The sequence below is a fragment of the Bartonella sp. AP36NXGY genome, assembly GCF_042195865.1.
Classification (GTDB): Bacteria; Pseudomonadota; Alphaproteobacteria; order Rhizobiales; family Rhizobiaceae; genus Bartonella.
The window spans coordinates 113,912-138,743 of the sequence record NZ_JBHIPD010000001.1 but is presented as its reverse complement, the minus strand read 5'-3'; the positions used below and the strand labels follow the sequence as shown (position 1 = coordinate 138,743).

22 protein-coding genes are annotated in these 24,832 nt (G+C 37.1%); 9 read left to right on the top strand and 13 right to left on the bottom strand.

What is annotated here, in order from left to right; genetic code table 11:
- Nucleotides 1-81: 81 nt before the first annotated feature.
- The 6 genes from thpR to ACFINX_RS00485 form a co-directional block, all read right to left on the bottom strand.
- Nucleotides 82-621 (bottom strand): RNA 2',3'-cyclic phosphodiesterase, encoded by a 540-nt coding sequence (gene thpR, locus ACFINX_RS00510; RefSeq protein ID WP_375668156.1) that lies wholly within the window; start codon nt 619-621, stop codon nt 82-84.
- 628 nt (nt 622-1,249) lie between these two features.
- Nucleotides 1,250-1,543, bottom strand: a complete 294-nt coding sequence (locus ACFINX_RS00505; protein ID WP_012754483.1) for an HPr family phosphocarrier protein — start codon at nt 1,541-1,543, stop codon at nt 1,250-1,252.
- 17 nt (nt 1,544-1,560) lie between these two features.
- Entirely contained in the window at nt 1,561-1,959 is a 399-nt protein-coding gene (locus tag ACFINX_RS00500; protein ID WP_375611386.1) for a PTS sugar transporter subunit IIA, read from the bottom strand.
- 135 nt (nt 1,960-2,094) lie between these two features.
- Nucleotides 2,095-2,559, bottom strand: coding sequence for an HPr kinase/phosphatase C-terminal domain-containing protein (locus tag ACFINX_RS00495; protein ID WP_375611387.1), 465 nt, complete (start codon nt 2,557-2,559; stop codon nt 2,095-2,097).
- A 23-nt stretch (nt 2,560-2,582) separates the two neighbouring features.
- Nucleotides 2,583-4,367, bottom strand: a complete 1,785-nt coding sequence (locus ACFINX_RS00490; protein WP_375611388.1) for a stimulus-sensing domain-containing protein — start codon at nt 4,365-4,367, stop codon at nt 2,583-2,585.
- A 39-nt stretch (nt 4,368-4,406) separates the two neighbouring features.
- On the bottom strand, nt 4,407-5,129 hold the full coding sequence (locus ACFINX_RS00485; RefSeq protein ID WP_005774392.1) for a response regulator transcription factor: 723 nt from the start codon (nt 5,127-5,129) through the stop codon (nt 4,407-4,409).
- Nucleotides 5,130-5,515: 386 nt separating this feature from the next.
- Here ACFINX_RS00485 and lysM point away from each other — a divergent pair, with 386 nt between their 5' ends.
- A complete protein-coding gene (gene lysM / locus ACFINX_RS00480) occupies nt 5,516-5,971 on the top strand; it encodes a peptidoglycan-binding protein LysM (protein WP_375668155.1) in 456 nt (151 codons plus the stop codon).
- A gap of 110 nt (nt 5,972-6,081) precedes the next feature.
- Here the strand turns inward: lysM and ACFINX_RS00475 are convergent, their stop codons facing one another.
- Nucleotides 6,082-6,636 (bottom strand): copper chaperone PCu(A)C, encoded by a 555-nt coding sequence (locus ACFINX_RS00475; RefSeq protein WP_375611390.1) that lies wholly within the window; start codon nt 6,634-6,636, stop codon nt 6,082-6,084.
- A 959-nt stretch (nt 6,637-7,595) separates the two neighbouring features.
- Between ACFINX_RS00475 and dnaK the strand changes: the two genes are divergently transcribed.
- Together dnaK and dnaJ are read left to right on the top strand one after the other, a co-directional pair.
- Complete coding sequence (gene dnaK / locus ACFINX_RS00470) at nt 7,596-9,488, top strand: molecular chaperone DnaK (RefSeq protein WP_273790233.1); 1,893 nt, start codon at nt 7,596-7,598, stop codon at nt 9,486-9,488.
- A gap of 158 nt (nt 9,489-9,646) precedes the next feature.
- Complete coding sequence (dnaJ, locus tag ACFINX_RS00465; RefSeq protein WP_375606148.1) at nt 9,647-10,789, top strand: molecular chaperone DnaJ; 1,143 nt, start codon at nt 9,647-9,649, stop codon at nt 10,787-10,789.
- A 353-nt stretch (nt 10,790-11,142) separates the two neighbouring features.
- On the opposite strand, the gene ACFINX_RS00460 is transcribed toward dnaJ, so the two are convergent.
- Complete coding sequence (locus tag ACFINX_RS00460) at nt 11,143-11,322, bottom strand: hypothetical protein (protein ID WP_375660465.1); 180 nt, start codon at nt 11,320-11,322, stop codon at nt 11,143-11,145.
- A 1,199-nt stretch (nt 11,323-12,521) separates the two neighbouring features.
- On the opposite strand from ACFINX_RS00460, the gene argB reads away from it, so the two are divergent.
- The 3 genes from argB (at nt 12,522) to lepA (ending at nt 17,622) form a co-directional block, all read left to right on the top strand.
- The gene (gene argB, locus ACFINX_RS00455) at nt 12,522-13,427 is read left to right on the top strand and encodes an acetylglutamate kinase (protein WP_375612884.1); all 906 of its coding nucleotides are present in this window, start codon (nt 12,522-12,524) and stop codon (nt 13,425-13,427) included.
- Nucleotides 13,428-13,459: 32 nt separating this feature from the next.
- Entirely contained in the window at nt 13,460-14,374 is a 915-nt protein-coding gene (locus tag ACFINX_RS00450) for a DMT family transporter (protein ID WP_273790236.1), read from the top strand.
- A 1,442-nt stretch (nt 14,375-15,816) separates the two neighbouring features.
- Complete coding sequence (gene lepA, locus ACFINX_RS00445) at nt 15,817-17,622, top strand: translation elongation factor 4 (RefSeq protein WP_375611467.1); 1,806 nt, start codon at nt 15,817-15,819, stop codon at nt 17,620-17,622.
- 167 nt (nt 17,623-17,789) lie between these two features.
- On the opposite strand, the gene ACFINX_RS00440 is transcribed toward lepA, so the two are convergent.
- Together ACFINX_RS00440 and dapD are read right to left on the bottom strand one after the other, a co-directional pair.
- Complete coding sequence (locus tag ACFINX_RS00440; protein ID WP_375668154.1) at nt 17,790-17,960, bottom strand: hypothetical protein; 171 nt, start codon at nt 17,958-17,960, stop codon at nt 17,790-17,792.
- Nucleotides 17,961-18,196: 236 nt separating this feature from the next.
- Nucleotides 18,197-19,045: a 2,3,4,5-tetrahydropyridine-2,6-dicarboxylate N-succinyltransferase gene (gene dapD / locus ACFINX_RS00435; RefSeq protein ID WP_375668153.1), complete on the bottom strand. Its 849-nt coding sequence runs from the start codon at nt 19,043-19,045 to the stop codon at nt 18,197-18,199.
- Nucleotides 19,046-19,151: 106 nt separating this feature from the next.
- On the opposite strand from dapD, the gene ACFINX_RS00430 reads away from it, so the two are divergent.
- A complete protein-coding gene (locus ACFINX_RS00430; protein ID WP_375611394.1) occupies nt 19,152-20,015 on the top strand; it encodes an LOG family protein in 864 nt (287 codons plus the stop codon).
- A gap of 32 nt (nt 20,016-20,047) precedes the next feature.
- Here the strand turns inward: ACFINX_RS00430 and truA are convergent, their stop codons facing one another.
- The 3 genes from truA to def are packed head-to-tail and all read right to left on the bottom strand — an operon-like array spanning nt 20,048 to nt 22,258.
- Nucleotides 20,048-20,791 (bottom strand): tRNA pseudouridine(38-40) synthase TruA, encoded by a 744-nt coding sequence (gene truA, locus ACFINX_RS00425; protein WP_375611395.1) that lies wholly within the window; start codon nt 20,789-20,791, stop codon nt 20,048-20,050.
- Between the two features lies 1 nt (nt 20,792).
- Complete coding sequence (gene fmt, locus ACFINX_RS00420; protein ID WP_375611396.1) at nt 20,793-21,722, bottom strand: methionyl-tRNA formyltransferase; 930 nt, start codon at nt 21,720-21,722, stop codon at nt 20,793-20,795.
- Entirely contained in the window at nt 21,722-22,258 is a 537-nt protein-coding gene (gene def / locus ACFINX_RS00415) for a peptide deformylase (protein WP_375649083.1), read from the bottom strand. Before def ends, fmt begins: the two co-directional genes overlap by 1 nt.
- Before the next feature lie 90 nt (nt 22,259-22,348).
- On the opposite strand from def, the gene ACFINX_RS00410 reads away from it, so the two are divergent.
- Nucleotides 22,349-23,530, top strand: a complete 1,182-nt coding sequence (locus tag ACFINX_RS00410) for a DNA recombination protein RmuC (protein ID WP_375668152.1) — start codon at nt 22,349-22,351, stop codon at nt 23,528-23,530.
- A 111-nt stretch (nt 23,531-23,641) separates the two neighbouring features.
- Complete coding sequence (locus ACFINX_RS00405) at nt 23,642-24,229, top strand: hypothetical protein (RefSeq protein WP_375611399.1); 588 nt, start codon at nt 23,642-23,644, stop codon at nt 24,227-24,229.
- The last annotated feature ends 603 nt before the right edge of the window (nt 24,230-24,832 follow it).

Here is a 24,832-nt window from a genome sequence, read left to right as displayed (position 1 = left end):
ATAAAATGCAGTATTCCCTGCAATTACACATATATGAAGTCTTTTCTTAAAGGGTTTTTAAAGGGTGTTATAAACACCCTTTTATCTTTGAAGTGGCCAATTTCCTTTTACAACATACACGGCATCGCTTGAGGGAAATGGCGATGAAAATAAAACAAAATGATCAACTTCAAAAGGAGGAAATGAAAAATTCCTTCGAAAGAACAGATAAGGAACAAGGTCTTCAGGTTTAGTATCAAGCAGTCGCGCAATAGTAATATGTGGAGTAAATTCTCTTTCATCAGGTGTTAGACCTAAATGGCTACGGATAGATTGCATCTTTTCGTGTAGAAGATTGAGAGCTTTACAAGGTTTAATGCGAATAACAAGAGAGGGGGCAGTATTTTCTGAACCAAAAATATCAAAACCATCTATTTGTAGCATAAAAGGAGAGAGCTTTATTGTGTCAAAGGCGTGCATAAGTATATCTGCGGTAGAACTTTCAACTTTGCCAAAAAAAGATAAGGTGACATGAAAATTTTGCGAATTAATCCACTGCGTATTTGGTAAGCCACTTTGCAACGACACAAGTTGTTGTGTTGTTTGTTGAGGAATTTGAAGGGCACTAAATAGACGACCCACAATATTACCTCTTTACAATGAAAAGATGCCACTCCAAGCACAATGATAGATAACGAGAGTGAGTTGTCTACCACAGAACATAAGGCAATAGTATAGAAAAATAATGTTTAAAAAATGCTTACCATAATTATGAATATACACAGCTTATTTGTTTTAAGAAAATGGTTATGATATTGATAAGAATTGCGTTTTCAGGATCTGTATCACAATGATGTGCAATGGAAGATTACTTGTGTATTATAAAGGCTACAAAGTTAGCAGAAAATAAGAAAAGTTGATAGATTTTTGATGTGCGAAATTATTTTGACATTTATCTTTAGCCTAAAATAAAGCATACTTTAATACAAGGTAAAGAGTTCTCTTTTCTGTAAAAATTTAATTATATGATTAAGTCGGGGAATAGCCATAATACGCAAAACTATTCAAATTGGTCAAATAATGTTAGGAAAGGAAGAAAAAAATCGAGCATAACAAAATTACTATAAGCTTTTACATTTATGATAATTATGCCAATCTATAATGGATATGAATATTGGTATAAAAGCGGGAAGAGAAATTAAAATTCAAAATAATGATGGAAAGTTCCTATTTTCTAAGAATTATCATCTTTGTTTATGATGAAAAAGCACTAGTTTTCCTCTCCAAAGTTGTTATTGATGAGCTTTTCAAGAGCATTAAGAGCATCTGTTGCTTCTGGTCCTGAAACACGAATGGTGAGGTTGCAACCGGATGAAGCCGCTAGCATCATAAGTCCCATAATTGATGATCCGCCAACAATTTTCCCGTCCTTTTCAACTTCAACAGTAACATTAAAATTGTCAACAGTTTGTACAAATTTTGCAGAAGCACGTGCATGCAACCCACGTTTATTACAGATATTGAAATGACGACTTATACATGGGAGGGTATCTTTGGAAAACATTGGTATTTTATTATCCGCTATAAAATCATACTTGGTACATTAATATATTTACGCCCTGCTTCTTGTGCTATTCTTAACGCGTCTGATAATGAAATATCAGGACATTTGCGAATAGAAATCAGTTTAATAAGCATGGGCAAATTAACACCCGCAATCATTTCAACGCGTCCTTTTTCAATAGCAGGAATAGCTATATTTGATGGTGTTCCACCGAACACATCTGTTAATATGATGACGCCATGATCCGTATCTGTATCGGTTACTGCGGCTATAATATCACCTCGGCGCTGATCTATATCGTCATCGGGATAAACGCATATTGTTGCGAACTTTTCTTGTACTCCAACAACATGTTCCACGGCATGTAAAAATTCGACAGCCAGCTCACCGTGCGTTACAAGCACGAGTCCAATCATTTACGCAAACTCCTGTTAACTAATAAGACCCAACCATAGTTGGTGGGAAAGACATTGTACAAGGCTTTATCTTGCTGCCAAGAAAAATTTGCAAAAAAAAGGCAAAAATTGTGATTTTTTTATCTTTAGAAAAAATTAGACAGATTTTTGCCATATTTTTCTAAACAAAAATGCTTCAATAGCTTGACAAATGGCTGTACAATCGGCTTCACGAAGAGAGGGAAGTTTTAAAAGAGGAATGTGCAAATTTTCAAATTGAAAAGTTTTATTTGTGGAAAAACGTTCATATTCCGGACCGAGAAAAATAACACAATCGATAGTTGTGTGCTTTTCAAATTCTATCATATAAAGACCAACGCCACGAATCTCGATGCCGCCCTCTAAATTATCAGGAGTGTATCCGTGAAGCTTTCCATTTTCCGCACGCAACATTGTATAATCATCACTGATAAGCTTCGCTTCACGTTTTGACCACTCAGCGCGGTCAAGCAAAGAAAGGGTGATGGTTGATTTTCCTGATCCGGATGGACCTATAATTAACAGCCCCTTGCCGCCTAGTTGAAGGCAATTTGCGTGGAGTATTTCACATTTTGTTTTCATGTTTTTTACTTTGGATAAAAGATTTATTTAGCAAGCGGAAGCATAATAGTAAAACGTGCACCAGTTTTACACTTCCCAAGTGTAGGATCAATAATATTTTCGGCTGTAATTGTCCCATTATGAGCCTCTATGATTTGCCGACTAATAGAAAGGCCAAGTCCAGAGTTTTGTCCAAAAGCATCTTCATTTGGTCGATCTGTGTAAAAACGTTCAAAAATGCGTTCAATATTTTCTGAACGAATACCTGGGCCATTATCTTCAATGGTTAAAATAAGGGTTGAAGCATGGCTTTTCATAGTAATGCAAATTTTGCCACGATTCCGAGGAATAAAAGAACGCGCATTTTCAAGAAGATTTGAAATCACTTGTCCTAAACGAAGTTCATGTCCCAATACAAGATAAGCTTTTCCATGAGGACGTGGGACAATATTAAGGCTTATATCAATAGTTTGCGTATTACGATACACTTCCTGAACAGCATGAACAAGACTTTCCAAAAGCGGTGTCATATCAACAATCTCTGCGGTTTCTCGTGCAAGCTCTGCATCGAGTCGCGATGCATCAGAAATATCTGTAATCAACCGATCAAGGCGGCGCACATCATGTTGAATAATTTCCAGCAATTTCTCTTGTGCTTCTTCATTTTTAGCCAGAGGGAGCGTTTCAACAGCACTGCGTAGAGAGGTGAGAGGATTTTTTAATTCGTGGCTTACATCAGCAGCAAAGCGTTCAATGGCTTCAATACGCATATAAAGGGCATTAGTCATATCACGAATAGAAGTTGAAAGGTGACCAATTTCATCTTCACGCATTGAAAAATCAGGAATTTCTACACGCTGATTATTACCATTACGCACTCGATTAGCCGAGGCAGATAATTTACTTAATGGATGGGCAATCGTATGGGCCAAAAAGAGAGAAAGAACCAAAAGTACGCTACCTACAACGGCAAAAACTTTAAAGATAACCAGTCTTTCGCCTTTTACAATGTTATCAATATCGGAACCAGTGGTTGAAAGAAGAAGAGCTCCAACCACTGCGCGATAGCGTTGAACAGGAACGGCAACAGAAACAATTAATTGCCCTTGTCTGTTGCGTCTTTTAGCCGTAGCAAGAGATCCGTTTAATGCGCGGTACACTTCTGGATAAGCAATACCACTGGTTTTTGTTTGTTCTCTGTCAAGAGCAATACCTTTGCCATAAAATGCGCTTGAATACCATGAAGTAAGGCGATCCCACATGTTTTGTTCTGTTTTAAGTGGGGGTAAATCATAACTAAAAACTTCTCCACTAGAATAAAGAACGCGCGAATCAAGAAGGAGAGTAGCATCACGATCATAGATACGTGCTCTTGTCGTTTTAGGTGTAATAAGACGCCGTAAAAGAGGGGCAACTTGCTCAGGGTTAATAGGAAAATCCCAAGAATCGGTTGATTGAGGAGCGGGTGTAACGCTTTCACCAGTCTGTAACTCTAAGAGTTTTTGAGGGTCAATGAGGATAGAATTTGTATCTACTGTTGCAGAAGCAGCAATAGCCCCAGCAATAATTTTTCCTTGGGTACATAAACTTTTGATTTTTGCTTCAATTAAACCATCGCGAAATTGGTTAAGGTATAAAATGCCTGTAACTAAAACAGCAAGAGCAGCAATGTTTAATATAACAATGCGACGTGTGAGGCTGGAAAAAAGCAATTGTCTAAAGAGACGTTGTGTTCGAAGATGCAAACGAGCGAACATAAGAAATGGCGTTGAGGATGTACCATTAACGGTTGTTTTTTGTAAAGTTTCCAGTTGAGAATTGTCTGTCATCGATTTGATTGCCATTCAAATTTTTGCGACAAAGTAGTTTTATACCTCGTGGAAACGATAACCTACACCATAAAGTGTTTCAATCATTGCAAAATCATCATCCACTTGTTTAAACTTTTTACGCAGACGTTTAATGTGACTATCAATGGTGCGATCATCTACGTAGACTTGATCACTATAAGCAGCATCCATTAAAGCATCACGACTTTTTACAACTCCTGGTCTTTGTGCTAAGGTTTGCAGAATCAAAAATTCCGTAACGGTTAAAATAACAGGTTTATCTTTCCATGTACAGGTGTGGCGTTCTTGATCCATCACAAGATCTCCGCGTTTGAGAGAAGAGGTGGAAGAAGTTCCTGTAGAAAGCGGTTGGTTACGTGCATTAGAACGGCGTAAAATAGCTTTCACGCGTTCAATAAGAAGACGTTGGGAGAAAGGTTTAGTAATAAAATCATCAGCTCCCATTTTGAGACCAAATAATTCATCAATTTCATCATCTTTAGAGGTAAGAAAAATAACTGGAAGATCAGATTTTTGACGCAAACGACGCAAAAGTTCCATCCCATCCATTCGGGGCATTTTAATATCAAAAATAGCTAAGTGTGGAGGGTGAAGTGTGAGACCCTTGAGTGCAGATGCTCCATCTGTATAGCTTTCAACCCGATATCCTTCTGTCTCAAGCGCAAAAGATAAAGATGTCAAAATATTGCGATCATCATCAACAAGTACAATCGTTTGCGTGATTGTTGGTGTATCTTTCATGGTTTCTTAGACCTTTCTATTGCTGTGGTAGCAAATTACCCACACTTATTTATATGGGAGTTCATATTTTTTTTGCAAAACAAATATGATACAAATTGTAGCAAAGTAAAAAACCTTTTGTCATTACTGTAAAATATTGTTTTGCTTTCATAATTTATAATGTTTCTACGTCTATTAAGATCCCTTCATTTGAGAGAAAATTTTCATAAAGGCTTTTTTTATCAAGGTTTATTACAAAGTTTATTATTGTATTTGTCTCATAATTGAACAGATGTAGTTTTGATTGTTGAAGTTTAGAAAATCTGCCTATGTGTTTTAAGAGCAAAGAAAAGAATGTGGCAATATATGCACAAAAATTTGTTTCTGCTACACGAAAGGAGGTCGTAATGGGATTTTTTAATTTTATTAAAACTGTAGGGGAAAAGTTAGGTATTGGGGACCATGAACCAAAAGAAAAGGATTTTAAGAGAGCATTTGATCATTTTCAACTCGGTACAGAAAAAGTCAATATTCAAGTTGAAGACGGTAAAGCTATTTTAAGCGGTGAAGTTTCAGATAGGGAAACACTTGAAAAAGCACTGCTGGTTGTTGGCAATTCACAAGGTATCTCTTCTGTAGATGTTAATCAATTAAAGGTTATAGATACAACGCCTAGAAAAACTTCTCGCTTTTATGAGGTTAAATCTGGTGATAATCTTTGGAAAATTGCTGAAGAGGTTTATGGAAAAGGGCAAGGTAATAAAAACACATTTATTTTTGAAGCCAATAAGCCAATGCTAAAATCTCCCGATAAAATTTATCCTGGACAAGTTTTACGTATTCCTGAAATTGACCATAGTTAATTCATCAAAGGGGATAATTTTTTACTGATGGCATTAAACAAAAAATAAAGAAGCGTAAAAAATTTCACGCTTCTTCATTTTATAAAGTGTGTATTTATAATAAAAGGAGCTTAGTGAACAGGAGAGGATTTAGAAGGTGATGGTACTTTCATAGCGTTTACAGAGAAATCAACATCAATGGTTCCTGCTTTCTCAAATGTTAATTTTGCGCTAATTTTATCACCTAACTTAAATGGTTGTGAAAGCCCCATGAACATAATATGATCACCGCCAGGCTTAAGCGTGATTTCGCCATTTCCCGGAATTTCAATGCCATTGTGCATTTTTTCCATTTTCATAATATCATTAACGACAGCCATAGAGTGTATCTCTGTTGTTTTTACTCCGTTTGTGGAAATAGAAACCAAACGGTCTGGGGTATTACTGTGATTGATAATGTAGAGATAACCGCTACCAACTCTTATACCTCTAGGTGTTTCGCGTGTCCAAGGATTGAGAATTTCTATGTCGCCAAGTTTATATTGCTGAGCACCTGCCGGCAGGGTTATACCAGCAAAGAGAAGAGCACACACGATATTTATGATAACCTTTTTGTATGGATATTGTGTATGTATTATATTCTTAAAGATGAGATTTGTTATTTTCTTAATAATAGATGTCATCATTGATTTACCCTCCTTCATAAGATTCACACTTTGAATATTTTTATTTTAGCAGAGCTTTTATTTAAAATAAAAGAAAGAAATGCTAAAATGAAATTGATTTGAATATAAAAATCATAGAATTCTTGAAATTTAAAAGAAGACAGTAAGATTTACAATGACAACACACCTCTTAACGCTTCCGTGTTCATCTCATAAATAGTATTTGCAAATGGTATAAAATCTATGATGCACTACTGTTTTACTTAATGAAGATATAATACAGAACAATCATCAACTACTTTACCAATTTTAATATTATGACAGCTCTTGGCATTTTAAAGCGTTTATACAGAGGTATTTTTATATATTTTCAAAGTTCAAAATTATACAGTTAAGAAAAAACGCTTTAGATGAATTTAAAGCACAGATTTCAAATAGCCGCAAACAATGAGACCGTTAGAAGGAGAATTTTTGAAAGGAGATCGATAGATAATACCTTTACTGATATGAGCATTAGATATGATGACTATTTTAGTCCAAGGAAAATTTATAATATTTGTGATATAAATTATTTGCCTTTTAAAAAGCTTTTACGTGAGTATGATTTTATCAATGATGAGAAGATCAAGAGCGAGAGTGCAATCATTCTTTTATTTTTTAATTTTTATAGAAAGATATATTTTTTGAGAATTGCAAGAAAAATATATTATGCTCTCAAGTCTCTCATAAATATGGTATTTATGGGTCATTAGAGTGCCTATTTTAAAATAAATTTTTTATTTTGGAGATGTTTCTCTCATTATTCTCTTGTAGCAATAAAAGCCTGTTCTTATATACGAGGCAGCAAGGCTTGTTGCGACTTGCAGTTTATTATTATTTATATTGCTTGAAGCAATATACGGGCTTTAGGTGTTATGAGGAGCTATCTTAAAAAGATGCTTTATGAAGGTTGAGGTAGCTTGCTGAATGGAGATTATAATATGGCAAAAGTAATTGGTATTGATTTGGGGACAACGAACTCTTGTGTGGCTGTTATGGATGGCAAAAACGCAAAAGTTATTGAAAACTCAGAAGGAGCGCGAACAACACCTTCCGTTGTTGCCTTTACTGATGGGGGGGAGCGGCTTGTTGGGCAGCCTGCTAAACGGCAGGCGGTGACAAATCCTGAAGGGACAGTTTTTGCAGTTAAACGTTTGATAGGGCGCCGTTTTGATGACCCTATGGTTGAAAAAGATAAAGCGCTTGTTCCTTATAAAATTGTTAAAGGTGACAATGGTGATGCATGGGTTGAAGAGGCGGGAAAGAAATATTCTCCGTCACAAATTTCAGCTATGATTTTGCAAAAGATGAAGGAAACAGCAGAATCTTATCTTGGTGAAAAAGTTGAACAAGCCGTTATTACGGTTCCTGCTTATTTTAATGATGCGCAACGTCAAGCCACGAAAGACGCAGGTAAAATTGCTGGACTTGAAGTTTTACGGATTATTAATGAGCCAACTGCTGCTGCTTTAGCTTATGGTTTGGACAAAAAGGACGGAAAAACAATTGCTGTTTACGACCTTGGTGGTGGTACATTTGATATTTCAGTCCTTGAAATTGGAGATGGCGTTTTTGAAGTTAAGTCAACCAATGGGGATACGTTTTTAGGGGGTGAAGACTTTGACATGCGCTTGGTCGGTTATTTTGCCGATGAATTCAAAAAAGAACAAGGAATTGATCTGAAAAATGATAAACTCGCTTTACAGCGCTTAAAAGAAGCGGCAGAAAAAGCAAAAATTGAGCTTTCTTCGTCACAGCAAACAGAAATCAATTTACCATTTATCACGGCAGATCAATCAGGTCCCAAGCACTTAACAATGAAATTGACTCGGGCAAAATTTGAATCTCTCGTTGACGATTTAGTGCAGCGTACCATTGAACCTTGTAAAGCTGCGTTGAAAGATGCTGGATTAAAGGCCGGTGAGATTGACGAAGTTGTTTTAGTGGGTGGAATGACACGTATGCCCAAGATTCAGCAAGTTGTGCAGAGCTTCTTTGGTAAGGATCCACACAAAGGCGTTAATCCTGATGAAGTGGTCGCAATGGGTGCTGCCATCCAAGGAGGTGTATTGCAAGGCGATGTCAAAGATGTGTTGTTGCTAGATGTAACACCTTTATCTTTGGGTATTGAAACCTTGGGTGGGGTTTTCACACGCCTTATTGAGCGCAATACCACTATCCCGACGAAAAAATCGCAAGTTTTTTCGACAGCTGATGATAACCAGAGTGCTGTGACGATTCGTGTTTTTCAAGGTGAACGGGAAATGGCAAGTGATAATAAGTTATTGGCTCAATTTGATCTTGTTGGTATTCCTCCAGCCCCACGTGGTATACCTCAAATTGAAGTTACTTTTGATATTGATGCGAATGGTATTGTTAATGTTTCGGCCAAAGATAAGGGAACAGGTAAAGAGCATCAAATTCGTATTCAGGCATCAGGTGGTTTAAGTGATGCTGATATTGAAAAAATGGTAAAGGATGCAGAAGAGCACGCGGCTGAGGATAAAAAACGCCGTGAAGGTGTTGAAGCTAGAAATCAAGCGGAGGCTCTTATTCATTCAACTGAAAAGTCGCTCAATGAATATGGCGATAAAGTATCAGCTGAAGAAAAGGGACAGATTGAAACAGCAATATCTGATTTGAAATCTGCGCTTGAAGGCAGTGATACGGAAGAAGTAACAACAAAGATGCAAAAATTAGCAGAAGTCAGTATGAAGCTTGGACAGGCTATGTACGAAGCCTCACAAGCAGCGAGCGCTGACACTGAAACAGAGGCAAAGAATGATGATGTTGTTGATGCTGATTTTGAAGAAGTTAATGATAAGAAGAAATAGTGTCAGCATATGTGTTGATTAATTGATAAACCCGGCCTTTGAAATATAAGGCTGGGCTTTATTATTTGAGATAAGTTGCAACTTTGTTGCTAAAAATATAAATTAAAAGCAATATTATCCATAAAGATGGATGACAGAAAAATTATCAGGAATACATGATGAAGGTTGACTATTATGAAATTCTTGGCGTGACTCGCGAATGTGATGATAAAAAGTTGAAATCTGCTTTTCGTAAGTTGGCAATGCAATATCATCCTGATCGCAACGCGGGGGATAAAGAGGCAGAGCGAAAATTCAAAGAAATTGGCGAAGCCTATGAAGTTCTTAAAGATCCCCAGAAGCGTGCTGCTTATGATCGATTTGGCCATGCAGCCTTTGAAAATAGCGGTGGTCAAGGGGGAGCAAATCCCTTTAGTGGTTTTGCTGCTGGTGGTGGATTTGCCGATATTTTCGAAGACTTTTTTGGTGAGATTATGGGAGGGACACACCGTAAGCGTGGTGATAGTCGCGAACGTGGCGCAGATTTGAGTTATAATATGGAAGTGACTTTAGAAGAGGCATTTTCAGGAAAAACTGCAGAAATTAATATTCCCAGTTCCGTTACGTGTGATGTTTGTGAAGGATCAGGAGCGAGAAAAGGCTCTAAGCCGCAAGTTTGTGGAACATGTCATGGATCTGGTCGTGTGCGTGCTGCACAGGGTTTCTTTTCTATTGAGCGGACATGTCCTACATGTCATGGACGTGGTGAAACTATTACGGATCCATGCCCCAAATGTCAGGGGACACGGCGTATAGAGAAAAAACGTTCATTAAGCGTAAATGTTCCAGCTGGTATTGAAGATGGAACGCGTATTCGCCTTTCTGGTGAGGGTGATGCTGGTATTCGTGGTGGCCCCAATGGTGATCTTTATATTTTCCTTTCCATTAAACCGCATGAGTTTTTTCAGCGAGAAGGAGCAGATCTTCACTGTCGCGTTCCTATTTCAATGGTAACAGCTGCTTTAGGAGGAGAGTTTGAAGTTTCCGACCTTGATGGTGTTAAAGCACGCGTTAAGATTCCAGAAGGGACACAAAATGGACGTCAATTCCGCCTTAGAGGCAAAGGTATGCCCATGTTGCGCCGTCAGCAAGCAAGGGGTGATCTTTACATCCATATCACGATTGAGACACCGCAGAAATTAACGCAAGAACAACGTGAATTGTTGCAAAAATTTGAGAAACTCTCAAATCATGAAAATTCACCGCAATCACATGGTTTTTTTTCACGTATGAAAGAATTTTTTGAAAATATTTCTGGTTAAAATTATGTGAATGTTCTCAGAATAATTAGAGAGAACTGTGGGAAAGTTATTTTCATTAAGCTTTCTATTGTCTCATTATCTTTGAAAAGCATTTTTTCTTGAAAAGAAAAGAGAGAGACAGCTAATTTAGGATAAACTCCTGCTGCTGATAGTTTTTATATTTCATGAGTTTTATGGATAAGTCTTATTTTTGAGTGTCTATGACATTTTAAAAAGGGCTTATCCATATAAGAACGCAATTGAGTGATTGATAATAAATATTGCCAGTGTCATGATAACTGCCTTTATGCATTCAGTATTTTTGGTGTTTATTTTTTCACTCAAAATTTCTTTTTAAAGGCTCTATAATAAAACTATAAAATAGGTAGCGGCTTGCCAAGAAACGCTAAATAAGCTGTTAGGCAATCCATCTTTTTCAAATAAAGTATCAACTTCTTATAACCGATTTTATTTTTGGCATTTTTCATAGTTTTAATCACTGCTTCCTTTAAAATAAGGGTTATTTTGTTCGGAATAGCTTTTACATGCCTCATCTTAGCTTTTAGCAGTAATCATGTCTTTTTAGATGCGGATTTAGTTTTGTATTTCTGATGTCATAAATAGTTCTTCCAGATAATAAAAACGCTATAATCAAGTTTATTTTGTTCCAAAGAAATTGTGGAATGAGATAATGTGTGTTGAATGCTAAAGAAGACATAACAAAACACTTTTTGAGGTATTCGATGTATCTCTCTTGTGGGGAAACAGATTCGATGGAATTCACTTAATTGAATTTATTGGCATAATAAAAAGTTGGTGGGAAGATAGAGGAAGTTACCTTTAAAAAGAAAAAACAAATACAATAAAAAAATAGCACAATATGCTTAGAAAACAGCACGACATATTATTGAAATTGTTAGTGATATGGAAAGAGAAGTATACGAAATGAATCTTTTTTCATAAAATAACATAATTAAAATAATACATTAAAAGAATTAACAATTCTAAAAAACATTGAATAATTCAAGCATGTATTGCTATGCAAAAAGAAAAACTTAATGACAGATCATGAAAATGAGAAATTTTATCAAATCTTACGAAGAGAGTAATCTAAACAATTAAATGCTTTTACGAAGATGCTTTTGAAGAGCTATCACAATATATGGATAATGTTGCAAAGCCTTTTTTCGATTTTACGATATAAAAAGATAAATTATTATTATAAATCAACTTATTATGATTCTCCATAAGGAGCGTTCAGTTGACATTTCCTCATGTTTTATGATTGAGAAAAAGTCAAATTTTTAAAACCAAAGTTATAGTTTATTGAGATAAGCTATAAAGCGGTTGAGTGATTTCTTAATCTTGGGAATATGTTAATTTTATTATTATAAGAAACTTTATTTTTATCTTATAAAATCAATGGTTGTATATATTCCCATTCATTGTTAAGTATCCGTAGGGATAAACTAATGAGTTGAATGTACGGCTTAGCTTCAAAATTTTGCTTTTCAATTTTATATATAAGATCATAAAATAATGACATTTTTTTACGTCTATTTTGTTTAATTTTTCGCTGTCAATTTTTAAAGGAAGTTTTTTGTATTTCATTTTGCTATTCCTTTTTCATAATTTAGAGGAAAATTGACGGTTTTCAGGGGAGGGGGTGGATAGAGTAAAGTTTGGTTTTATTGTTTTCACTTTTCCTAAATTTCATTAAGAGATGGTAAAAAGTGATGAGGAGGCTCTATTGATGGATGATGCTAAAAACGGTGATGTAGATGTTTTGGAAAAACAAGCAGCATTTTTATCGTCTGCTTTACCTTATATGCAAAAATATGAAAATGAAACGGTCGTGGTAAAATATGGCGGCCATGCTATGGGTGATCCTGCTTTGGGGCGAGCATTTGCGCGTGATATTGCTCTATTAAAGCAATCGGGGATTAATCCTGTTGTTGTTCATGGTGGTGGTCCTCAAATTGCTGAAATTTTAATGAAAATGGGGATTGAATCACGATTTGAAAACGGACTACGGGTAACCGATGAGCGGATCGTTGAAGTGGTTGAAATGGTTTTAGCGGGTTCCATAAATAAAGAAATTGTTGCTCTCATCAATGCTGAGGGTGAATGGGCAATAGGATTATGCGGCAAGGATGGCAATATGGTTTTTGCCGAAAAGGCTTATAAAACTGTCATTGATCCTGATTCGCATATTGAACGTGTTTTAGATTTGGGGTTTGTTGGTGAGCCTGTTGAAGTTGACCGCACATTGCTAGATCTTTTAGCATCTTCTGAAATGATACCAGTTCTTGCTCCTGTAGCTCCAGGACGCGATGGTAAAACTTATAATATCAATGCTGATATTTTTGCTGGAGCTATTGCTGGTGCATTAGAGGCTAAACGCCTTTTATTTCTCACTGATGTTCCTGGTGTTTTGGATAAACAGGGTAAACTTTTAAAAGAATTGACAGTTGCTGAAGCTGAGAAATTTATTAAAAATGGGACAATTTCAGGAGGCATGATTCCAAAAGTAGAGACTTGTATAAAAGCCCTTCAAAATGGCGTGGAAGGTGTTGTCATTTTAAATGGTAAAACTCCTCATTCTGTTTTACTAGAGCTGTTTACCGAACAGGGAGTTGGAACGCTTATTGTTTCATAAATTGTGGGGAAAATTGGAAGAGAAAGTTTTTCATGGTGAATCTAAAACAGTTTAAATATCCTTTATTAAGTAAGCCAGAATTGGCAATATTTACTGCGACAATATTGTGGGGCGTTACATTTTTAGTCATTCACATTGCGGTACGCTATAGTGGTCCTCTGTTTTTTGTTGGATTTCGTTTTATTGTTGCATCTCTTATATGTGGGGTAATTTTTTGGCGCTCTATAAAAGGTATAACTGTTTATGAAGTTTTCGCTGGGATGGCGATAGGTTTAGCCATGTTTTTTGGTTATGCTTTTCAAGCAGCTGGACTTCAAACAATTATTAGTAGTCAGTCAGCTTTTATCACAGCGCTTTATGTACCGATGGTTCCAATCTTGCAATGGATTGTTTTTAAAAAACCTCCCCGTTTAGCTTGTTGGATTGGTATTATTTTCGCTTTTATTGGGCTTGTATTTATTTCAGGACAAAAGCCGGGAAATTTTGATTTTTCAAAAGGCGAAATTTTAACTTTGTTAGGCGCTTTAGCGATTGCTGGAGAAGTCATACTCATCGGAATTTTTGCGAACAAGGTTGATAGTCGGCGTGTAACCATTATTCAGTTATTTTTTAGTGGTTTTTTTTCATTTGCTTGTATGCCTTTGATGGGTGAAAGCATCCCTGAATTTTCGTGGGTGTGGTTTAATATTGGTATAGGATTGGCATTAATGAGTGCCATCATTCAATTAGCTATGAATTGGGCACAAAAGTCTATTTCCCCTACGCGTGCGACACTCATTTACGCAGGTGAACCGGTATGGGCTGGTATTGTTGGGCGTTTGGCTGGCGAACATTTATCTCCCTTAGCTTTATTGGGCGGTTTGCTTATTCTGATTGGGATAATTGTGGCTGAATTACAACCTTCACAATGGCGTAAAAAAAATAAAGCAATTAAAAAAATTGATTAGCTATACATTTTTTTATTATGATTTTATTACATGAGATTTTTGCTTGTAGAGTTTTCATTTTTGGAGCTTTTTTAATACTAAGATGATTAAGAAGTTCTATAAATTATTCCAGCTTTTGCATGCCAAAGTGGAGAAATAGTATGCTTCTATCTGTTTGTCAGATTTCTGAACCGGGCAGACAACCTTCATTGAGCCAAAGCATGAGGTGATATAAAGGTAAAAATTAACGCTCATCTTTAAATTCGGCTTTAACAACTTTCAAAAACATCTACGGTAATGTTTTTGAATAATGAAAATTACGCACTGTCGCACGTTATTTCTTTTGTCCTTTAATAGAGTTACGCTTCTCACGCAAAATAGAACGCCCAAAGTATCCCCATAACGTTGTACATTAAAGCGTTTTTTAAAAGATAATTTTCTCAATATACATCATATTCATTGACGGTTTGCATGAAGTATAGAAAAACCACAGAGCATCATCATTTTACTTAAAATAAAAGGCACGAGCATTTTCTTTATCTGTTCTCAATATTACGATAGCTTTTGGCATTTGAAAGAGAGAGGTATTTTTACTCATTTCTTAAACGTTTTTATCCATACACTAGCTCTGTTTTATAATGGGGGAGCAAAAAATTTATTGATTCATTATGAGAAGATTTAAAATGAGAGAAGCTCGCGATATTCAGAGCTTTAATTTAAATTGCAAAACAATAAACGATCATTATAAATCAATGCGTTATCCAATGAATCGAAGAGGATTTGTGTGTTTTATATTTAATGAAGGAAGGGAGGAGTTGTATAAAAAGGACATAAAAACTTTGTTCAATAAAGCCTATTTCTAAAGTTTTAAAAATTAAGAAGAAACTCCCTCGATATTCATGTTATCTTATATAAGATTGCTAAAAAAGAAGATTATTGCGTACAAATAAAAAAGCATTTCTTGCGAATTTATTGCAAGCCTAAATGATATACACGCCCATCATATAAATATGATAATACATTGATTTATAATTATAATATATCATTATTCACATTGAGTTAGAACCCTGAATACTGTAAAACTTTCTCACTTCAAATCATTTTCATGTTAAATCAATCCAAATCACTTTCTTACACATCACAAGTGGGTGGGGGCATGTGGGTAAAGACTGTACAAGAAAGGCATATCCCTTATAAACTTTTTCAAGTGTAAAGGATCGTCGCAATATTGGAGATTGGCAAAGTGTGTGATGGTGCTAGCTTACTACAGCATATGAGTTATCAAATAAGATGTGAAAGGATCATTTTAGCACCCTTGGATTTAATTTAGCAAACAAAAGCCTCATTTTTTAGGCTATAAAAAGTTGTGTTTTGAGAAGCTTTTTAGGTTTATATTCTTTTGATAGAAGCCGGAGCATAATTGGTCTTTGCGTTTTGTATTATTCTTTGCTAAATCGCCTTATATGACAATAGATCGTAATTATATTCGTAATTTTTCCATAGTGGCGCATATTGATCACGGCAAATCCACTTTAGCTGATCGTTTGATTCAAATAACAGGTGGGCTTGATACACGTGAGATGAAAGAACAAGTACTCGATTCCATGGATATTGAGCGTGAACGTGGAATTACTATTAAAGCACAGACGGTACGTTTACACTATAAGGCAAAGAATGGTGAAACCTATATTTTAAATCTTATGGATACACCAGGTCATGTGGATTTTGCTTATGAGGTTTCGCGTTCACTGGCAGCTTGTGAAGGTTCTCTGTTGGTGGTGGATGCAAGCCAAGGCGTAGAGGCGCAGACGTTAGCAAATGTTTATCAAGCCATTGATAATTCCCATGAGTTGGTTGTTGTTCTCAATAAAGTTGATCTTCCAGCAGCAGAACCTGAGCGTGTTAAAGAACAAATTGAAGATGTGATAGGCATTGATACATCTCAAGCAGTAGAAATATCAGCAAAAACAGGTTTGGGTGTTCCTGATGTTCTGGAGGCAATTGTTGCACAATTACCACCTCCACATACAGGCGATGTTGCAAATCCCTTGAAAGCAATGTTGGTTGATAGCTGGTATGACGCATATCTTGGTGTCATTGTTTTGGTACGGGTGATAGATGGTATTTTAAAAAAAGGCCAAACCATTCGTATGATGGGTACAGGTGCAAAATATCCAGTTGAGCGCGTTGGGGTTTTTACACCTAAAATGGTACAGGTTGATGAATTAGGACCAGGCGAGATTGGTTTTATCACTGCTTCTATCAAAGAGGTAGCAGATACACGGGTTGGGGATACGATTACTGAAGAGCGTCGTCCTTGTGAAAATGCTTTGCCTGGTTTTAAGCCGGCGCAACCGGTTGTCTTTTGTGGACTTTTTCCAATTGATGCTGCTGATTTTGATGATTTGCGTGCAGCCATGGGCAAATTACGCTTAAATGATGCGAGTTTTTCTTTTGAAATGGAAACGTCTGCGGCTTTGGGATTTGGTTTTCGCTGTGGTTTTTTGGGACTTCTGCATCTTGAAATTATTCAAGAGCGATTAGAGCGTGAGTTTAATTTGGATTTAATTGCGACAGCACCTTCAGTTGTTTATCGCATGAATATGAATGATGGTTCTGTTAAAGAGTTGCACAATCCAGCGGATATGCCTGATGTGGTTAAAATTTCTTCCATAGAAGAACCATGGATTCGAGCGACAATCATGACTCCTGATAATTATCTTGGTTCAATTTTAGAGCTATGCCAAGAGCGGCGTGGGGTACAGGTTGGTTTGTCCTATGTTGGAACCCGTGCTATGGTAACGTATGATTTACCACTGAATGAAGTTGTTTTTGATTTTTATGATCGGCTAAAATCGATTTCAAAGGGTTATGCTTCTTTTGATTATCAAATGACAGATTATGCAGAAGGTGATTTAGTTAAAATGTCTATTTTGGTGAATGGAGAGCCTATTGATGCATTATCGATGCTTGTTCACCGCACGATTGCAGAAAAGCGCGGGCGTTCAATGTGTGAAAAATTGAAAGATCTTATTCCTCAGCATATGTTTCAGATTCCAGTTCAAGCGGCTATTGGTGGTAAAGTTATAGCGCGCGAAACGATTCGTGCTTTGCGTAAAGATGTAACAGCGAAATGTTACGGGGGTGATGTTACGCGTAAGCGCAAACTTTTGGAAAAGCAAAAAGAAGGCAAAAAGCGGATGCGCCAATTTGGAAAAGTAGAAATTCCACAATCGGCATTTATTCAAGCGCTCAAAATGAACAAATAATGAAAAAAGGGGTATTTTCTCTCATTGATTGCGCTTTTGCTTTTGTCGATTGGTTCAGGTGTTTAAAGAACACTTTTAAATAGAATTGCGTCGTGCTTCATGTTCTTGTGTATTGCATAATGGTATCACTTTCTCACGTAAAACAGAATGCTTTAAACAAAATACATTTATGTTGCATATTGGCGTGCTCGTTTTCGTAAATCATCACTCAATACATCAAACTCCATTTCACAACGGGGGCTATGAAAAATATAACGTAAAATACACTGTGAATGATATAAAATCCATTTGGCATTACCGCTTTTACGCGTCAGAAAGGTGCAAAGCGCACCTATCATACTCTTTTTCAGCTCAAAATATTATGACAGTCCTTATCACTTGAGAGAATTCATTAAAGGTATTTCACTCTTTTCTTGAAGTGTTTCTTACCCACATACCAACTGTGTTTGTAACGAGCAAGGAAATGATAGTGATTGATTCACTATGAAAGGATTTGAAATGAGAGAATCCTTGTATTCGAGGTTATTATTCAAGTTAAAAAACGATGAAATATTATTATGAATTAATCTTGTGTCTAAGAACGTAAAAGATCATTAATAGATGTTTTTTCTCGTGTTTTTTGATCAACGCGTTTTACAATAACAGCACAATAAAGGTTTGGGCCTGCTTCACCATTTGGTAAAGGTTTTCCAAGGAGAGAACCTGGTACAACCACTGAATAGGCTGGTACTTCACCAATAAAAATTTCACCTGTTGTACGATCAATAATCTTTGTTGATTTTCCAATAAAGACTCCCATTCCCAAAACAGCACCTTCACGGATAATACAGCCTTCAACAATTTCAGAGCGAGCACCGATAAAGCAATGATCTTCAATGATTGTTGGATTTGCTTGCAGTGGTTCTAAAACACCTCCAATACCAACACCGCCAGAAAGATGGACATGTTTACCAATTTGTGCACAAGAACCAACGGTGGTCCATGTATCAACCATTGTGCCCTCATCGATAAAAGCACCAAGATTGACAAAGGATGGCATCAATATAACATTGGGTGCAATGTAAGCAGAATGACGTACAATGGCTCCAGGAACGGAACGGAAATCAGCACTTTTAAAATCTGCCTCTTGCCAACCAGAGAATTTTGAAGGAACTTTATCCCACCAATGTGTCCCATTGATTCCACCAGTAATAATTTGCATAGGATTAAGCCGAAAAGAGAGTAAAACCGCTTTTTTCAACCATTGATGAACATGCCATTGTCCATTTTTTTGTCGTTCTGCAACACGGATTTCACCTTTATCAAGAAGGTTCAATGCATGTTCAACACTCTCACGTATTTCGCCTTTTGTGGTAGTATCGATAGAATCGCGATCGTCAAAAGCTTGTTCGATAATAATTTCAAGTTGTGTGATATGGGTCATGACGAGAGTTCCGTTAAACAAGTTGAAAGCTTCAAGATTTATTCTCTATGAACTACGCGAAGAAATGTGTTCAGTCAATAAAACGATGAGGAAGTAGGACAGGTGCATGAAAAAAAGCTGTAAAGAAAAAAGAAAAAGGGAGCAAGAAAACTGGACGCCACTTCTCCATACGAAGGATGCTCTACAACAGATCCATAAAGTCTCTAATTCAGCACAGGTGCGTTCGTCTACTTATCGTTTAGCCTATATCGATCAAGATTTTATGATGCGTCCAGAGCTGCGTTCACAACGTATTAGTCTTGAATTTTTAAAGCCGGAAATAACCCTTAAAGAATATGATATTCAATCAACAGTTGTTTTGTTTGGTGGTGCGCGTATTCCTGAACCTGGGCAAGCAGCGTGGGCTGCAAAAAATGAAATACAAAAGAAAAATTTGCATGCTATGTCACATTATTACGATGAAGCAAGAGAGTTTGCGCGTTTGTGCTCACTCTATTCTGCTACGACACAATATCGTGAATTTGTGGTTGTTACGGGGGGCGGACCAGGAATCATGGAGGCGGGAAATCGTGGTGCTTGTGATGTTGGTGCCCCAACGATTGGCTTGAATATTATTTTACCACATGAGCAAGAGCCTAATTCGTATGTGTCGCCGCATTTATGTTTCAATTTTCATTATTTGGGGATGCGCAAAATGCATTTTTTAGTACGAGCGAAAGCCCTAGCCATTTTTCCAGGAGGATTTGGGACTCTGGATGAACTGTTTGAGACATTAACTTTAGTACAGACGGGGCGTATGAAACAGGTACCGATTTTATTGTTTGGCAAAGAATTTTGGAGCAATACTGTCAATTTTGAGTATCTGTCTGCACAAGGCACAATTTCTCCTACTGATATTAATTTTGTGAAATTTGTTAATACAGCAGCAGAAGCTTTTGAAGAAATTCGTTCTTTTTATAAATTGCCTTAACGACTTTTCAGATGCTCACTCTTGAAGGATCATTAATACTCTACTTTGGTTAAATAAAGTCCTGAGGGGGGGGCAACAACACCACAACGTTTACGATCTTTAGCATGAAGAGCTGTTTCGAGATCTTGAGCTGTCCAACGTCCAATACCCACTTCCATGAGGCTTCCTGCGAATGAACGGATTTGATGATGAAGAAAAGAACGAGCTTGTGCATAAAGGAAAATTTCTTCACCTTCTCTTTGAATATCGAGGCGTTCAAGGGTGCGAATAGGGCTTTTGGCTTGGCAATGTGCTGAACGGAAAGTTGTAAAATCATGTTGTCCTACAAGCTTTTGCGCAGCTTCATGCATGGCTTCAGCATTAAGAGGCTTTGGCAACCACCATACGCGTTTGGCATTTAAAGCTGGTGGAGAGCGACGATTAAGTATTTTAAAAAGATAATGACGTTTGGTTGCGGAAAATCGTGCATCAAAGTCATCAGGGGCATTTTCTACATTTAAGATTGAAATCGCTTCTCCCTGTTTACGTAAAAGAGCATTGAGCGCGTCACGCACAGTATGGGGGGGCCAGTTTTTTATGAAATCAACATGGGCAACTTGTCCCGTAGCATGTACGCCCGCATCGGTTCTTCCTGCTGTTGTTATGGTCAATTGTTGTCCACTAAAGCAAAAAATTGCTTGTTCAAGAGCTCCTTGTATCGTGTGAAGTTTTGCTTGACGCTGCCAACCAGCATAATTTGAACCATCATATTCAAGAGTGAGTTTAAAACGTGGCATCTTAAAAAACAGCAGAAATATGAGCTCCTCGCAAAAAGGTTGCGCACTCAAGAATTTTACCGCCAGATCTTTGGAGAGAGGTTATTTCTATCCGTCCTTGCCCACAATGGATAATCAAAGAATCTGGTTCTATCCGTCCAATTTCAAGAGAAGGACCTGTCGTTAAGCGACTATCAAGAATTTTTACACGTTCTTCTCGTCCACCGATATTCATGTTGCACCAGCAACTAGGAGAGGGAGAGAGCGCGCGAATATGCCTATGAATAAACTCTGCAGGTTTTGTCCAATCAATGCGGGTCTCTTCTTTCTTAATTTTGGCTGCATAGGTAATGCCTTCCTCTGATTGTGGGGTCAGTTTAAGTTGTCCTTTTTCAAGAGTTGATAAAGTCTCTACCATAAGTTCTGCGCCAATATGTGAAAGTCTGTTTGAAAGCTCAGCAGTGGTGGTGTTATCAGTAATGGGGATGGAGCGAGAAAGAGCGATAGGCCCCGTATCAAGTCCTTCATCCATTTTCATGATCATGATACCTGTTTCTTTATCACCAGCCATAATTGCTCGTTGAATAGGCGCAGCACCACGCCAACGTGGTAAGAGTGAAGCGTGGGCATTAAAACAACCAAAACGCGGTGCTTCGAGAATAGCTTTAGGTAAAAGGAGTCCATAAGCCACCACAATAGCAGCATCAACAGAAAGTGCTGCAAATTGCTCCTGTTGTTCGATTGTTTTGAGTGTTTGAGGCGTGAAGACAGGAATGGATTTTTCTTTTGCTACGGTGTGAACAGCGGAGGGGATTAATTTCAGCCCTCGACGTCCTGCTGGACGAGGGGGTTGACTATAAACAGCAACAACATCATGACCTGCATCCAATAAAGCATGTAAAATAGGAACAGCAAAATCTGGTGTTCCCATAAAACTTAATCGTAAAGCCATTACAAAACTGCTTCCTGCATGTTTTTTTCTTTTGCACGTTTTTTAAATTTTCGTATCACCATATCGCGTTTGATCTTTGAAATGTAATCAATAAAAAGGCGCCCATCTAAATGATCAATTTCATGCTGTAAGCAAGTTGCTAAGAGATCGTCTGCTTCAATTTCTGTTTGTTTTCCTTCACGGTTCTGATAGCGAACACGAAGGCGTTTAGGACGTTCAACCTCTGCAAAATAATCAGGAATAGAAAGACAGCCTTCTTTGTAAATATTACGCTCATCTGAAAGCCATAAAATTTCAGGGTTGATAATAACAAGTGGTTTTTTCTGCTCATCTTCAGAATTTCCAGAGACATCTATAACCAACATACGTAGCGGTATACCAATTTGAATAGCAGCAAGACCAACGCCCTTAGAATTATACATGGTTTCCAACATGTCATCCGCAAGTTTTTGGAGAGCTGAATCGACCTGCTCAACAGGTTTGGACACTTCCCGTAAAATCGGATCAGGTAAAGTAACTAAAGATCTCATTGGCATAAGTAGAGATTAATCAATGGTTTGTTATTGGTCAATATTGAATAACGGATTCTTGCGTTTTTTTACAATAAGAGCGTTATATTACAATTTATGTTTGATTCGTTTTTTTCCATACTCGCTGGTGATTTTTTTTCTAAACTAATGCTTTTGCTTTTATTTATACTTGTCTGTTTGGCATTTTTTATGTTGATACATTCTCATCGAAAAAAAGCATTTTTGGAAAATGAAATTGCTGAACGCGCACGTGAGGCACAAATGCAGATGGCTACCTTGCTGAAAACACAAGCTGAAATGCAAGGACGAATGCAAACGATGGCGGAAATTTTTGGTCAACGGCAGGCTGAATTGAATAAATCACTCAGTGAGCAACTCAATGGGATGACAACAAGCTTAGGCCAAACACTTCAGGTACAGACCAAATCTACTTATGAAAATTTGAATCGTTTGCAAGAGCGTTTAGCAGTGATTGATGCAGCACAAAATAATATTCAATCGCTTACGGGACAAGTTGTTCAGTTGCAGTCCATTTTAAGCAATAAGCAGACGCGTGGTACTTTCGGTCAAGGGCGGATGGAAGCAATTATTGCCGATGCCTTACCAACAAACGCTTATGCTTTTCAGGCTGTTCTTTCCAATGGAAAGCGCCCAGATTGTCTCATTCATATGCCCAATAAAGCTCCTTCTCTTGTTGTTGATGCTAAATTTCCTCTGGAAGCTTGGAATGCTATGCGTAAGGCAGAATCAGCGCAAGAGCGTCAAGAGGCAGAACGCCAATTTCGTACCGATATGGAAGTCCATATTCGTGATATTGCACAAAAATATTTGATTCCTGGAGAAACCCATGACACTGCTTTCCTTTTTGTGCCATCTGAATCGATTTTCGCAACAATTTATGAGGATTTTGAGGCATTGGTACAAAAATCCAATAGAGCCCATGTGATTATTGTTTCACCATCTTTGTTGATGCTCTCTGTCCAAGTGGTACAAACCATTATGAAAGATGCGCGGATGCGTGAACAAGCGCATTTAATTCAATCAGAAGTAGCAAAATTGATGGAAGATTTTGGACGAATGGATACGCGTGTTCGCGCACTACAGAAGCACTTTCATAAAGCAAGTGAAGATATAGAGGGAATTTTGATATCGTCTTCCAAAATCATGAAACGGGCAAATCGCATTGAAACTGTCGAATTAAAAGAAAATTACTCTGAACCAACAAAAATGACAACATTGGCTCAGTCGCAAACATTGCGTTTTGCTGATGAGGAATAAAGCAAAGCAAGCTTCTTAAATATTACAAGTTAGATCATGTTCTTTATTGATTGGTAATCATTTTTTAGTATCTCTATCTTGTTTTATTTCTTAAACGAGAGGAATAGGAATATGCGACACCTTTTGTTTTTAGGGGCACTGGTGTTTTTGCTAGAGGGATGCGCAACAACCACTCCCATCCACACAAATAATGCTTGTGCTATTTTAGCACAAAAAAATGGTTTTTTTGACAATTGGGGTAAGGTGTCTCAAAGAGCGGAAATGCGCTATGGAATTCCTATGCCTATTATTCTTGCAACCATTAAGATGGAATCGAGCTTTCGTCACAATGCACGTCCTCCACGCAAAAAACTACTTGGTTTTATTCCATGGAAGCGTCGGTCGACAGCTTATGGTTATGCTCAAGCGCTTGATAGTACATGGGCAATGTATCTTCGCTCTACAGGAAAGTCTTTTGCATGGCGTACGAATTTCGCAGATGCTGCTGATTTTGTTGCTTGGTATCATCGCCAAAGTGTTCAACGCAATGGGGTGAGGTTTGATGATGCATATAGCCTTTATTTAAATTATCATATGGGGCATGGTGCTTATGCACGTAGTGGTGGGCATGTCAGTGCTGCGCTTTCACAGACAGCACAGCGCATGGCAAGGATATCGAGGCTCTATGAACAGCAATTAAAAAGATGTGGATGGCATTAGGGAAGATTTTTGAAAATCTCAATCAGGGAATTGATGGGATAAAATTATTCGAAAGCAAAATTCCACATGATATGATAAAATAGTGTCGTTTTTCCGATCGTTCAATGAAATAAATTGTTATTTTTTAGAATAAACTCAAGCAACAGAAAGTTTTTGCAATACACAATATATTTGAAGATACTCTCGACATTTTTACCTCCTTTGTTAAAAAAATTTATAATAGAAACTATCTTCTATTTAGCGCTGGCATTTCGCATTGGGCTAAGTACTAGAGGTTATTGAAGAAAAATTTTAAAATATAATATCATTTTTTATTTTCATTATGCGTATTACTGGCTGATTATTATATGAATATTTTCTTTGTTAAGCGTATAAAATAGCAATTAAAACAAATGCAATTCGGGCATCATAAAAAGGGTAAAATATTCAATATAAAAAAACGAGAAATGCATTAAACGAAAAAACGTTATTTTGTATAAAGAGGGCGCTACAGTCTTCAAAAGAACTAGGTGTATTTAGTGTTGTATGAAATAAAACATATTCGTCCATCCAGTTCATCTTAATTGAAAGAAGTTATCTTATTGTATTGTAAAAACACTCCCG